Genomic DNA, 13,060 nt, shown 5'->3' with positions numbered 1-13,060 from the left:
GTCATTCCGGCTGGAAGAGCCGTGATGTGGCTATGCGGCTTGGCATAGCATGGGGCGGCCAGGTGCAGGATTTGTTGACCGAACATTTCAAGACGCTTGCAATGTTTCCGCCACGGCAAAAGGGAGGTACCTTGCTTGCACCGGTTGTTGATGATAAATGAAGGGGCCAATAGGGTTTGGGTGTACACATGTGTGTCCCCCCCCCCGCTGAAAATGGTGCCAAGTATAACTTGGCACCATTTTTTTTCAGGCAGGACAGGGTCTGCCCCCTTGCCTAGGCTGGTAGGTATTTTATCCGTTCAGCAGCATCAGGGCTGCCTGGTGGGGGTGCAGCTCCAGGTTTAGCACACGCGCTTCCAGCTCGTCTCTGCGGGCCTGAAAGGTGGGGTCTTCCAGGTATCGGCGCAGCAGCTCTTCCTCAAAGCCTGCCCGAAACCAGTTTCGCAGCTGGCCCTGGCGGTGGGCTGCCAGGTAGCCATTGGCCTCGGTGTGGCGGTAGTATTTCTGTATCAGCTTCCAGGCATCAGCTATACCGGTGTTGTCCAGGGCCGAGCAGCTGTGTACCACTGGCCGCCAGCCACTGGCAGGGGTGGGGAATAAGTGCAGGGCATTCTGGTACTCCAGTCGTGCCTTTCGGGCGGGCTCCAGGTTGTGCCCATCCGCCTTGGTTATCAGGATGGCGTCGGCCATCTCCATTATGCCCCGCTTGATGCCCTGCAGCTCATCTCCGGCTCCTGCCAGCATGAGCAGCAGGAAGAAGTCTACCATCTCGCTCACGGCCGTTTCGCTCTGGCCTACGCCTACGGTTTCTACAATAATGACCTCATAGCCAGCAGCCTCGCACAGCAGCATGGCCTCGCGTGTTTTGCGGTGAGTGCCGCCCAGGTAGTCGCTGGCGGCACTGGGGCGGATGTAGGCATTGGGGTGGCGGCTCAGCAGCTCCATACGGGTTTTGTCGCCCAGTATGGCTCCGCCCGTCCGGCGGCTGCTAGGGTCTATGGCCAGCACGGCTACCCGCAGGCCCAGTTCCTCGCATAGGTGCAGGCCAAAGGCCTCGATAAACGTGCTCTTCCCCGCCCCCGGTGCACCGGTTATGCCTATACGCCGGGCCTGCCCTGCCTGCCGCATCAGGCGCCCCAGCAGTTCGTAGGCCTGCTTTCGGTGGTCGGCCCGGCTGCTCTCTACCAGTGTAATGGCCCGGCTGAGGGCACTCACACTACCGGCGTGTATGCCAGTTTCCAGTTCTTCCAGGTTTGGCAGGGGGCGCTGCATGTGGGTGGGTGGATGAGGGGCCGTGTGCCTGCTTATTTTCGGAGGTCAATCCATAGTTCTTTGCCGGCACGGGGTGGAATGGAATTGTAGCAGTGTGCGAGCCGGACCTGCGTAAAATGGGGCTCGAAATAACCCTGGTACTCTCCGGCATCGCCGCCGTAGGGCGGCCCGGCATCGGTAAGCGGAAAGTGGAACAGCACACCTGCCAGCCTGCCACCGGGCCTTAGCAGCCGGTGCATGGCGGGTGCATAGTGGGGGCGCATGGCTGGGGGCAGGGCACAGAAGAACGTCTGCTCCAGGATTAAATCATAGGTCCCCTGGTGCTGAAAGAAGTCGCCCGCTATAAAGTGTGCTGCTGGTACGGCCGGGTGCTGCTGCCTGAGCTGCTGGATGACAACAGGGGAAATGTCCAGCAGAAAACTGTGGGAAAAGCCGCGCTCCAGCAGGTACAGCAGCTCGTGCCCGGGCCCGCCGCCTGGTAGCAGGATGCGCATCTCCTTGTCTGTCAGCCCATCTATATACGTCTTCAGGGGCGTACTGGGGCCCCCCACATCCCAGGGGGTGTCTTGCTCGCTATAGCGCGCATCCCAGTAGGCGGCTCCTTCCTTACACATGGCACAAAAGTACCGAATTGGCGGACACTGACGTTGGCCTGAACCGGGCAAAATAAATTTACGGAATAATTGTTCCATAAAAAGAACCTTTCGCCTGTGCCGCTTGTATTGCCTGTACGTTTCACTTAATTCAACAAAACGCATGTCTGTTCAACCCCTTCTGCAGCCCATAACGGTGGGCGATCTGAAACTGAAGAATCGAGTAGCGATGGCGCCCATGACCCGCAATCGTGCTGGCGAGGGCCTGGTACCTACGGATCTGAATGCTGAGTACTATGCCCAGCGTGCCAGCTCTGGCCTTATTATCTCCGAGGCTACCCAGGTGCACCCCCTGGGGGTGGGCTACCCCCTTACACCGGGCATCCATACTGCCGCGCAGGTGGCAGGGTGGAAAAAAGTAACCGATGCCGTGCATGCCAAGGGTGGAAAGATCTTCCTCCAGCTGTGGCATGTGGGCCGAGTGAGCCACCCCAGCTTCCACAATGGCGATCTTCCCATAGCCCCCTCGGCCATCGATCCCAAGATAGACATCTATACCTATACGGGCCTGCAGAAGAGCGTAGCGCCGCGTGCCATAGAGCTAAGCGAGATACCCGGGCTGATAGCTCAGTTCCGGCAGGGGGCAGCACTAGCCAAGGATGCTGGTTTTGATGGCGTGGAGGTGCATGGTGCCAATGGCTACGTGATTAACCAGTTTCTGGAGGACATCAGCAACCAGCGCACCGATGCCTATGGGGGCAGTGTGGAGAACCGCGCTCGCTTGCTATTCGAGGTGCTGGATGCGGTGAAGGAGATATGGCCCGAAAACCGAATCTCGGTACGCCTAAGCCCTAGCGGTATATTCAACACGATGGGCGACAGCAATCCCAAGGCCCTCTACAGCCATGTAATCGAGCGGCTGAACCACTACCAGCTAGCGTTCTTGCACCTGATGCGTCCCATGGTGCCCATTGATGGCTTCCCACATCTGGAGAAGGATCCGGTTGCCACCTTTGGCCCCCTGTACCAGGGTACGCTGATGGCCAATGCAGGCTACACACGCGACGAAGCCAATGAGGCTATTGCCAGCGGTAAGGTGCATCTGGTATCCTTCGGTCAGGCTTTCCTGGCCAACCCGGACCTGCCCCAGCGCTTTGAGCTGGGTGCCCCCTTGAATGCGGCAGACCCCAGCACCTTCTACGGTGGGGATGCTAAGGGATATACGGACTATGCTACCCTGAAGAGCCAGAAGGCAGTGTAAGTGCCAGGTTTTGCACATAAGCAATCTATGCAGAAAGGGGCCATTGGCCCCTTTTTTGCGTGTAGGGTATGGCCCTGCCTAGAAGCTGAAGCTCATATTCATGGCCAGGTCTGAGCCGCGTAGCCAGTTTCCCGTAACGGCATTCAGCAGGTTGGCCGACCCCAGGCTGTAGTTAAAGAGCGGGGTATGCACGGCCAGGAAGGCCCCGGCCGTAAAGCCGCCCGGGCTCAGCGCAGTTATATTGGTGCCCAGGCTCAGGCGGTTCCGCAGGTTGGCCCGGTAGCCTACGGCTACAAAGGGCCGCACGCTGCGGCCCGCAGTGTTGCCAAAACCCTGTATGTATGTCAGGTAGGCATTGTGCAGGGCGTATTTTACCTCGCGTTTGTCTGTTTTTGCCACAAATCCGGTCTCACCTGCCAGTATCATGCGGGTAGGCAGGGGCATGCTGAAGCGCTGATTCTTCACTTCTCTCGATTCAAAATCGAATTCCTCGTTTTTTATCTCGATGTTAGCCCGGTTGTCAAAGAAGTCAACCCCCAGTTCAAACCCTTCGAACAGCAGGTTCTGGTTGATGGCGTAGGCGGTGGCATTCACTATGCTCAGGCGGCCAATGTCTACCATAGCAGCAGAGATGCGGGTATACGCATTCAGGTTGTGCGACACGGAAATGTCTGCGCCATAGCCAGTGCCTGCACCGTCAAAGCCATTGAAGCTATCGTCAAACCCAGACTGGCGGAGGTCGCCGTTTACCTTGACTTCCAGCTCAGATCCATCTACAGCGGTGCGCAGCGTAGCCTGGGGGTCATTCAGGTAGGATGCAGCTGCTACGGAATAGTACTTCAGCCGCCCGCCTATGCGCAGCCGGCGCTTGCGCGGATTGAGGGCCCACAGATGGACCGGAAGGTCGAAGGCACCGCCCAGGGCAAACTCGTGGGTGAAAAAGGTGCTCACGCGCAGAGCCTTTACCAGGTCTACGGTGGTGCCGCGATACTGCTTGTTTCCATTCAGCGCAAAGTCCACAAAGTCGTCGCTAAAAGTAAGATTGAACCCGATGCGCGGCCGGTAGGTAAAGCTGAGGGTGGTCTTGTACAGTTTGCCAAACTGATAGGCCATAGCAAAGGGCTGTAGTTCCAGCCCACCGGCTATCATGATTCGGTTGTCCAGCGCATCTATCAGTGCTTTTCGGCGTGGGTCGCCTAGCCTAAGGGTGTCGTCTTTGCTCATGGACAGAAAGTCGAACAGCGCATCCTGCTCGATATCCGGAGAAAAGCCGTAGGCATGAACGTTCAGCAGGCTGAACTGAAAATGCCGGCTGTTCTGTATTTCCAGCATGCTGGGCACCTGGCTGTGGTTGGCCAGGTCATTGCCCAGGCCATACATCGTGCTGATGTTGTACTGGGCAAGCGCTAGGCTTGCCAGAGACAGTACGGTAAGCAGATATCTCATCTTTGCGGTGGGGGGGAGTAGCCAGGGATTATAGGTCGGCATCGATTATAGCCTTCACATCTCCAATGATTTGCACCACCAGGGTTTCGTTCAGCGTGAAGGTGCGTGTGCTGGCCCCCGGTGGGATGGATGTGCGTCCCCTTATCTCTACAAAGCGGGTATTTTTGGTGATACTCTCATACCGCGCCCGGTTTACGGCCACGGTGTCGCGGCTTATGCCGGGTAGTGCCGCACTGCCTGGGCCTACCTGCAGCCGGGTGGCAAACAGGCTGTCGAAAGGAGCCCCGTTCTCTTCGGTTTTGAACAGTACATTGACGGTAATGACAGAATTGGTGCGGTTGGTTATTTTGGTAATCAGAAAGCCTTCCGGGCTGTACTCCTCTATATAATCAATGTTGATGTCTGCCGCCTGGGTAAGCGAAAAAGGGACGGTTTTGAGTGCCGGAAACTCAATCTCCTTTACGATTATGTTGGTCACCTCATACTGTACACTTAGTCCGACTCCGGTGGTTTGCACCACTTGTCCGCCAGATCCATCGGTGCCAAAGTTATTGATCGACAGGCGCATCTCTTTGGTATAGCGTACATTGGCCACCTTGGCACTATCGGCATAGCTCTGGCCCGGTGCCAGGTTTCGGGGTAGCACCAGGGTGTACACGGTTTCTCCGTCCGAGTTAACTAGCACCAGGGCGGTGCCTGCCCGCAGGTTCACCGGGTTATTGTTCGTGATGCTGAGCTTTATCCGGGCCGAGTCTAGCGTTACCGACTCGAAGTCGTTCGTGATTGTCTGAGGAAATGGTCCCCGATTCTGCCCGCTTACCGGCGGAATCACAACCGGTATCCCGCCATATCCCAGTGTATTGAGGTTGTAGTTTCCGGCAATATCTAGTTTGGCCAGGCTGAGTATGTCGCCCAGATTGAACTCAGATTTCAGTACAGGGGTCAGGAATTCGGCCTCCCACTTGGGTACCTCGGCATCTTCGGGCACACTGCAGCCCGATGCCACCAGGGAGACTGCGAAAATGAAAAGCGCCAAGTTTAATCTCATAGAAATAAGGGAATAGGAGTAGGAATTGTCCTCAATCCTGTGAACGCGCATACGAAGCACAACGGTACAGCAGGCTTCAACTATTTTTGCGAAACGCAGTGGGAGTAGTGTATTCAGCTTACTAGTCCAGGTACAGGCTGGCGCGTGTGGCCCGTATAATGCGCTCGGGGTTTGGCAGGCATTCCTCCAGTAGGGTAGGGGCGTAGGCCAGGGGGGTATCGCGGTTGGTTACACGCAGTACGGGCGCATCCAGGTGGTCGAAGGCGTGGCGCTGTATCTGGTAGGCCAGCTCGCTGCTGATGCTGCCCCAGGGGCCATGCCTCTTCTATCACCAGGGCGCGGTTGGTTTTGCGCACACTCTGCAGGATGGTGTCGTAGTCTATGGGGCGTACGCTCAGCAGGTCTATTACCTCGGCATCTATGCCCTGTTTTTCCAGCTCCCGGGCTGCCTCCAGCACGGTGTGATACATTTTGCCGAAGGTGATGAGGGTGATGTCCTTTCCGGCCCGGGCTATCTCTGCTTTCCCAATGGGTAGTGTGTAGTCTTCCACATCTGGCACCTCGCCCTTCATGCCATACATCAGCTCGCTTTCCATGAAGATGACGGGGTTTTCATCCCGGATGGCCGCCTTGAGCAGGCCCTTTGCGGTGCGTGGGGTGCTGGGTACCACTACCTTCAGCCCCGGGGTATTGGCATACCAGTTTTCAAAGTTCTGACTATGCTGCTGGCCCAGCTGCCCGGCATTGCCGGTAGGGCCCCGGAATACGATGGGGCAGCCAAACTGGCCTGCGCTCATGTGGCGCATCTTGGCGGCAGAGTTGATGATGGCATCGATGGCCAGCAGGGCAAAGTTCCAGGTCATAAACTCTACCACGGGGCGCTGGCCTGCCATGGCGGCCCCTACGCCTATGCCGGCAAAGCCCAGCTCGGCAATCGGGGTGTCTATCACCCGCTCGGGTCCAAATTCAGTCAGCAGGCCCTCGGTTACCTTGTAGGCGCCGTTGTATTCGGCCACCTCTTCACCCATGATGAAGATGCGCTCGTCTTTCAACATCTCTTCGCGCAGGGCACTGCGTAGCGCTTCTCGGAACTGCAATTCGGCCATTGGTCTTTGGTTTATGTGCGTTTTATATGCGTTCGGCTAATGGAGCACGAAAATAGCTATTTATGCTGAAGCCGGTGGCCCCCGCCCAGGCAATTTTCTTCAGGATCTTGGGTACAGGCTTTTAGCCTGGGTAGCGGGCCTCCCAGTAGCTCAGTAGCTCCTCCAGGCTTTGGGCATAGACAAACACACCGTCGGTATGCCCGGCTGTAAGGAAAAGCCCGGGTATAGCGGTGTGGCGGCCTAGCAGTGCTGCTACACAGGTGGCCATCTCGGGTGTGCCGTAGGCCACATCTGCGGGTGTGGTGGGCAGCCTGTGCAGGCCCTGCTGCCAGCAGGCTGGGTGGTGTATGTGTGCAATAAGCTGTACCTCGGGCCGGGTTTCGTATATGCTGTGGTGGGTCATGGCCTCGCTGCTGGCCGGGTACCGGCCCTGGCACCACAGCTCATTCTGGCTGGGTGCGCAGCGGTATACCCAGCTAAGGTGCTCGCCCGACAGGGCCGGCAGGTGGCCGGTTTGGCTTGCTGTGATGATAAAGCCCTGGGCTACCCGCACGCTGGCATTGCCATAGCCCACCTGGTGCAGGCTATCGTAGCCTATGCCACCCAGCTGATAGAAGTGCTGGCGAAGCTCGTGGAGGGACAGCAGGTCGGCCACGGGCAGCGTGCCTGGCCTATGGTGGCACTGGTATTTGATTACCCCCTCTTCTTGCATGGGTCCGTCAGGAGATCTCGTCGCGAATGAGGTACTGGTTCCGGTCGGCAGCGCTACGCGCCACCAGCTCGCCTATGAAGCCTGCCAGAAACAACTGTACGCCGATAACACCGAGCGCAAGGGCCATGTAGAACAGGGGCTGGTCTACCACATCGCGCATGCGGAAGCCCACACCCAGCACACCCGTGGCATACAGCACCTTCTGCACCACCAGCCAGAGGGTAATGCCAAAGCCCAGCAGCATGGAGAGCGTGCCCCACACACCAAAGAAGTGCATGGGCTTGCGGCCAAACCGAGCCATAAAGCTAACGGAGAGCAGGTCCAGAAAACCATTCAGGTAGCGCTCAAAGCCAAACTTGCTATAGCCAAACTTGCGTGGGTAGTGGCGCACTACTTTTTCGCCTATGCGCCCAAAGCCCGCACTCTTGGCCAGGTAGGGGATGTAGCGGTGCATCTCGCCGTATACCTCTATGCTTTTTACCACCTGGTGGTCATAGGCCTTCAGGCCACAGTTAAAGTCGTGTAGCTGTATGCCGGTTATCAGGCGGGTGGTGTAGTTGAAAAACCTGCTGGGCAGGCGCTTGCCCAGGGGGTCGTGGCGCTTTTGCTTCCAGCCGCTTACTAGGTGCATCCCCTCTGTGCGGATCATGCGCACCAGCTCGGGTATCTCGTCCGGGCTATCCTGTAGGTCGGCATCCAGGGTTATCACCACCTGGCCCCGGCTCTTTTGAAAGCCGATATTCAGGGCAGCACTCTTGCCATAGTTGCGCTGAAAGCGCACTGCCCGCAGGCTAGCGTAGCGGGCCTGCTGCTCCTGTATCACCGCCCAGCTGGCATCCTGGCTGCCATCGTCTACCAGGATGGTTTCGTAGCTCAGCTGGTGCGCTGTGCACACCCGGTCTATCCAGCTTAGCAGTTCGGGCAGAGATTCCGCTTCGTTGTATACCGGAATCACAATTGAAACCTGAGGTGCGTCTGTCATACCCATGTGTGGTGGTGGTTAACGCGGTGGTGCATCATCCTGCATTGTTTCTGACGCGGCGGCAAACCTGTCTAGCAGCTCATTTAGCTTATGCGCCTCATGCTCCGTCAGTATCTGTTCTACATGGCAGTGCAGGCTGCCAAACACCAGGTCGATCTTGCCCAGCAGGATCAGGCCCTTCTCTGTTACGTTTATGTCTACCAGGCGGCGGTCCAGTTCGGAGGTGAAGCGGGTTACGAGGCCTTTTTCCTTCAGCTTGTCCACCACGCGGCTGGCATTGCTACTTTCCTCTATCATGCGCTCGGCTATCATCCGCACGGTGCAGGGGGTGGGGTGGCTACCCCGCAGGATGCGTAGTACGTTGAACTGTGGTACGGTGAGGTCATACGCCTTCAGCAGCTGGGCCTGGTGCCTGCGGATGAGCGAGGCCACATACAGGATGTTTACCACGCCCCGGTGGTAAATATCCTTGAACTTCGCAGTCTTGATGGCTTCTTCCAGTGTCATCGCCTCCTCCTATACACACCTGTACATCTACCCATTACTGTCCGGGAATTACCGCAGGATCGATTTGAACTTGTGCCACTGTGCAGCAATCAAGACAACATCAATTGCCAAAAAGGCGAGGGCCATTTCAAGCCCATCCTGCTGGATGTATACGTGAAACAGAACGATATTCACGATAATCGGCGTAAGCACCACGAGGCCTGCTGCCGAAAACCGCCCACTGAGCAGCAAGAGCCCGCCCAGTATCTCCAGTACCTTCACCACGCCCATATAACCACTACCCACCATGACAGCAAAAAAATCGGATGCCATCTTGTTCATCTCGGGTTTAGGCATAAAGTCTAGAAAAAAGTTAAGGCCGAACACCACAAATGCAGCTCCTAGCAGGATTTGTAGCACAAGTTGTACATATTTCATAGGTATTGGGGTATAAGGGGGGTGGATTTAGTTTACGGAAGCACTTGCCAGCACAATGCTACTAAAAAAAGGAACCCGTTCATACATACACACAGGCATGCTTTGGTTTCAGCATCCCAGTGTTACGGCCCGGCCCCTGCCCGGCATTCGTATGGTGGGCGCGGATTAGGCCCGGCCTGGTACTTGTTTCTATAGGTATGGCGGCACACCAGAAACCCTAACTTTGTGCCAAACAACGCCCAACAGCGAGTATTTTTACCCTCCCATGGCTAATCTCCCCGATACCGAAGCGCAATTTGATGCCATTGTAGCTAGCTGCCGCAGGCTATTTGCGCAAAAGACAGAAGACTATGGTGCTGCCTGGACCATCTTGCGCCTGCCGAGCCTGACAGACCAGATCTTTATCAAGGCCAAGCGCATACGTACCCTGGAGATAAAGGGGGAGAGCCGGGTGGGAGAGGGCATTGAGCCCGAATATGTGGGGATTATTAACTACTGCGTGATGGCGCTGATCCTGCACCGCCAGCCCGAGCTGCAGCCACAGGGCGATGTGCTACAGCCGCTTCGGGCACCGGTGGCCGAGGTGCTGGGCCTGTACGATGCGCAGGTGGCGGCCATACGCAGCACGCTGCTGAAGAAGAACCACGACTATGGCGAGGCTTGGCGCTACATGCGCCCCGCCAGTTTTACAGACCTGATCCTGATGAAGCTGCTGCGCATTAAGCAGATAGAAGACCACCAGGGCGAAACCCGCGTGAGCGAGGGGGTGGATGCCGGCTATGAGGATATTGTGAACTACAGCGTGTTTGCCCTCATCCGGCGCGGCTGGCCTATACCGGTATAAGGATCAGCTCGGGCACGCCCAGCCGCAGCTTCAGGTAGTTCTCCAGCTTCTCGGCCAGTTTTTTGCGCTCCATGGGCGCGGTGCGGGCAGCAAAGTATGCGACACACAGGGGCATGATGGCAGTAGTCCGCTGGCTGTTTATGGCCTGGCGGGCAAAGGTTAGCTGCTCAATCTCGGGGAAGGCAGCCTTGATCTCGGCTTGCATCTGGCCGAAGCTGGCGGTATCCAGCAGCACGGCCTCCAGGCTATCGGCCAGCTGTAGCAGGCTCTGGTTTAGCTCCGCCCACTGCGCCTGTTTTTGCTGGTGCCCCTCCAGTACCTGGTTCAGGTCTTGGCTGCCCTCCAGGCTGTAGCTATGCACAAACTCTAGCCGTGTGGGGAAAAGATGCAGGCTGTCCAGCTTCTTCTGCAACTGCTGCTGCTCATCCGGGCCTATACCTTGTCCAAAGGTGTAGATCTGGCACAGGTTGGTGTCTCCCTTCACCAGCTTATGCTCGATAACCGGATGCTTGCGGATATTGATTTGGGTCTGAACAAAATTGTTTACGGCCTTCTGGTAGCGGTTGTACTGTATGCTGCGCACCAGGAAATAGACGCTGGGCGCAACAAAGAGCAGCGAGAATAGCCCAATCCAGATGGTTACCCGCCGGCGTACACGCTCGCTTACGTAGTGCTGCTGTGGAAAGCCCAGCAGGCGTATGATGAGGAATGCGGCAAAGGAGATGAAAAACGTATTGATCAGGAACAGGTACATGGCACCCGCAAAAAACTCCCATCTACCAGTGCCCAGGCCAAAACCTGCCGTACACAGGGGGGGCATGAGGGCGGTGGCTATGGCCACGCCTGGTATGGCGTTTACAATGCCTTTTCGGCTCTGGGCTATAATGCCTGCCAGGCCGCCAAACAGGGCGATCAGCACGTCCAGAAACGTGGGCTGCACGCGCAGCTCCAGTTGCTCGGTTACCTCGGCCAGGGGCGACAGGCTGAAGTACAGTAGCGCAGCCAGCAGGCTCAGTGCCGTGGCAATCCCAAAGTTGTACAGGCTACGTATCAGCTCAGCCTTATTTTGTGTGGCTACATTGAAACCAATGCCCAAGATGGGCCCCATCAGGGGCGAGATAAGCATGGCACCTATAATGACAGCCGGGCTGTTGGTATCCAGGCCTATGCTGGCCAGCACCACGGCGCATAGCAGCATCCACATATTGAAGCCCCGGATGCTGATGCCTTCCTGAATGCCCTGTTCGGTACGCTCGTAGTCCGTACTAGGCTTTATGTCAAAAATGTGTCGGAGTTTTAAATCTGATAGTTTTTTCATACCGCTAAACATAGTACCAAGGCGTAATTCACCCGGGATGAACGGATACATCAAGCGGAATGCAGCCGGCCGCTGTGCCTACAGGGCTACGGGTGCTGCCTGTGCTATCTCGGTCATCAGGCTCAGGTTCACGTCCACATCGGCCCCGCCGTGCACCTTCTTCAGCGGGTTGTCCAGTTTGTCAGCCATCCGGCCAATGTAGGTAATCATCTTTTGTACCTCGCTGTCGTCCAGGCCCACTACGTCCCGCACCATCTTCATTACCACAATGTCTCGGTGCAGGGCAAAGAAGGTGCCGCGCATGCCGTGGTTCAGCTTCATTACTTCCAGCAGAAAATCGGTTGTGTTCTCCTCGGGCATCTGGCAGATGGGGGCAAAGGCCTGTATATAGCCGCGCTCTTTGCCGTCGTGCGTGTAGCTGCCTACCTCTACCAGGGTAAAGGCACTGCCCTTTATGTACACCCACTGGTTTTCGGCCACCTTGTAGTCTTTCAGGCTGATGCCCATTTTCTCTATTGCACGGTCTACAATCTTGATGTACGTTTCCAGTTTCATAGGTAGGGATTGGTTAAAGTGTAATACGCGCAATTAAGGCATTAATCGCCAAAATAGGTGCAGCTACTGGTGCAAGTTTCGAACACACGAATGTGGTGCAGCAGGGGTAGCCGGGGTTTTAGCTGCCAGTAAAACCAGATTGCCAGGTTCTCGCTCGTCGGGTTTTGCAGCAGGGGTTCCCGCAGCTGGTCTCCCACCTCGTTCAGCACATAGTGGTCCAGCTGGTCTATCAGCGGTTTTACAATCGCTTTTATCTCGGCATAGTCTATCAAGTAGCCCTGCTCGGCCACCATCTGGCCTTGCACAAATACCTCTACCACAAAGCTGTGGCCATGCATGCGCCGGCACTTGTGCCCCTCGGGAAAACAGGGCAGCCAGTGTGCTGCCTCGAAGGAGAATTTCTTGCTGAGTTCCAGGCGCATGCTTCGTGTCGGGTTCGTGTTTTGGGGTAGGCTAAGCGGCCGTAGGGCCCGGATGTTGCGTACCAGGTGTAGTCGGCATGTCCTTCAGGCTGTCAGTTCTTCCGGAAAGACCGCTTCGAAATACTGGAGCAGGTGGTGGCGCAGGAAGTTTACCTGCTTGAACAGGTCCAGAAAGGGTAGGGGCTTTGCCAGCTCCCACTGTGGCCAGCCCTCAGCATCGGGTGCCATAGGCTGGTAGTAGCCAGCCGGGGCCAGGATGGTGCATAGGCCTACGTGCATCAGGTCCATCTTCTCGTTCCGCTCTATCGGCTCGTGCCCCAGTCCCCGCTCGCGCATCCCGATGAGTAGCAGCAGGGCTTCCAGCTTTAGCTTCTGGCCGCCAAATCGGGGCTCCAGCAGCTGCATCAGCCGCTGCCAGCGTGCCTCATCGGCCTTATTCAGGGTCCAGTTCTGCCCCGCCGTATTCACCTCCATGCACAAAGATAGGCAGCTTTGGCCTTTACCCGCTTCGCCCGTGCGGTTATTGTGGTACAGGATGGGCATGGGTACGGAGCTATTTTTGTATTTTCGAGGTTTA

At 56.8% G+C, this 13,060-nt stretch carries 14 protein-coding genes and 1 pseudogene; 2 read left to right on the top strand and 13 right to left on the bottom strand.

All coding sequences use genetic code 11. From position 1 onward, the window contains the following. Positions 1–291: 291 nt before the first annotated feature. Both meaB and LW884_08975 read right to left on the bottom strand, forming a co-directional pair. On the bottom strand, positions 292–1,272 hold the full coding sequence (meaB, locus tag LW884_08980; GenBank protein ID MCE3008459.1) for a methylmalonyl Co-A mutase-associated GTPase MeaB: 981 nt from the start codon (positions 1,270–1,272) through the stop codon (positions 292–294). Positions 1,273–1,304: 32 nt separating this feature from the next. Next, a complete protein-coding gene (locus LW884_08975) occupies positions 1,305–1,886 on the bottom strand; it encodes a TPMT family class I SAM-dependent methyltransferase (GenBank protein ID MCE3008458.1) in 582 nt (193 codons plus the stop codon). 142 nt (positions 1,887–2,028) lie between these two features. Between LW884_08975 and LW884_08970 the strand changes: the two genes are divergently transcribed. Continuing rightward, positions 2,029–3,126, top strand: a complete 1,098-nt coding sequence (locus LW884_08970; GenBank protein MCE3008457.1) for an alkene reductase — start codon at positions 2,029–2,031, stop codon at positions 3,124–3,126. A 78-nt stretch (positions 3,127–3,204) separates the two neighbouring features. Here the strand turns inward: LW884_08970 and LW884_08965 are convergent, their stop codons facing one another. The 7 genes and pseudogenes from LW884_08965 to LW884_08935 all read right to left on the bottom strand — a co-directional run bounded on the left by LW884_08965 (position 3,205) and on the right by LW884_08935 (position 9,344). After that, positions 3,205–4,572 carry a DUF5723 family protein gene (locus LW884_08965; protein MCE3008456.1) on the bottom strand — a complete coding sequence of 456 codons (1,368 nt, stop codon included), beginning with the start codon at positions 4,570–4,572 and terminating at the stop codon, positions 3,205–3,207. A gap of 28 nt (positions 4,573–4,600) precedes the next feature. Next, positions 4,601–5,620 carry a hypothetical protein gene (locus LW884_08960; protein MCE3008455.1) on the bottom strand — a complete coding sequence of 340 codons (1,020 nt, stop codon included), beginning with the start codon at positions 5,618–5,620 and terminating at the stop codon, positions 4,601–4,603. Positions 5,621–5,741: 121 nt separating this feature from the next. Further along, positions 5,742–6,726 (bottom strand): annotated as a pseudogene (locus LW884_08955) (pyruvate dehydrogenase complex E1 component subunit beta). Positions 6,727–6,847: 121 nt separating this feature from the next. Further along, positions 6,848–7,438: a class II aldolase/adducin family protein gene (locus tag LW884_08950; protein ID MCE3008454.1), complete on the bottom strand. Its 591-nt coding sequence runs from the start codon at positions 7,436–7,438 to the stop codon at positions 6,848–6,850. Positions 7,439–7,445: 7 nt separating this feature from the next. Then, positions 7,446–8,426 (bottom strand): glycosyltransferase family 2 protein, encoded by a 981-nt coding sequence (locus LW884_08945; GenBank protein MCE3008453.1) that lies wholly within the window; start codon positions 8,424–8,426, stop codon positions 7,446–7,448. A gap of 12 nt (positions 8,427–8,438) precedes the next feature. Then, on the bottom strand, positions 8,439–8,927 hold the full coding sequence (locus tag LW884_08940; GenBank protein MCE3008452.1) for a MarR family transcriptional regulator: 489 nt from the start codon (positions 8,925–8,927) through the stop codon (positions 8,439–8,441). A 48-nt stretch (positions 8,928–8,975) separates the two neighbouring features. Continuing rightward, complete coding sequence (locus LW884_08935) at positions 8,976–9,344, bottom strand: hypothetical protein (GenBank protein ID MCE3008451.1); 369 nt, start codon at positions 9,342–9,344, stop codon at positions 8,976–8,978. A gap of 265 nt (positions 9,345–9,609) precedes the next feature. Between LW884_08935 and LW884_08930 the strand changes: the two genes are divergently transcribed. Then, positions 9,610–10,188: a DUF1599 domain-containing protein gene (locus LW884_08930; GenBank protein ID MCE3008450.1), complete on the top strand. Its 579-nt coding sequence runs from the start codon at positions 9,610–9,612 to the stop codon at positions 10,186–10,188. On the opposite strand, the gene LW884_08925 is transcribed toward LW884_08930, so the two are convergent. The 4 genes from LW884_08925 to LW884_08910 form a co-directional block, all read right to left on the bottom strand. Continuing rightward, complete coding sequence (locus LW884_08925) at positions 10,175–11,506, bottom strand: DUF389 domain-containing protein (protein MCE3008449.1); 1,332 nt, start codon at positions 11,504–11,506, stop codon at positions 10,175–10,177. The genes LW884_08930 and LW884_08925 overlap by 14 nt on opposite strands. Before the next feature lie 78 nt (positions 11,507–11,584). Further along, positions 11,585–12,061: a YbjN domain-containing protein gene (locus LW884_08920; protein MCE3008448.1), complete on the bottom strand. Its 477-nt coding sequence runs from the start codon at positions 12,059–12,061 to the stop codon at positions 11,585–11,587. 41 nt (positions 12,062–12,102) lie between these two features. Next, on the bottom strand, positions 12,103–12,483 hold the full coding sequence (gene queD, locus LW884_08915; GenBank protein MCE3008447.1) for a 6-carboxytetrahydropterin synthase QueD: 381 nt from the start codon (positions 12,481–12,483) through the stop codon (positions 12,103–12,105). A gap of 84 nt (positions 12,484–12,567) precedes the next feature. Continuing rightward, entirely contained in the window at positions 12,568–13,026 is a 459-nt protein-coding gene (locus tag LW884_08910; GenBank protein MCE3008446.1) for a hypothetical protein, read from the bottom strand. Positions 13,027–13,060 lie beyond the last annotated feature (34 nt).

The organism is Bacteroidota bacterium, assembly GCA_021300195.1.
Lineage (GTDB): Bacteria > Bacteroidota > Bacteroidia > J057 > JAJTIE01 > JAJTIE01.
Note: the sequence above shows the minus strand (reverse complement) of the source record. Positions and strands in the feature narration are given on the sequence as shown.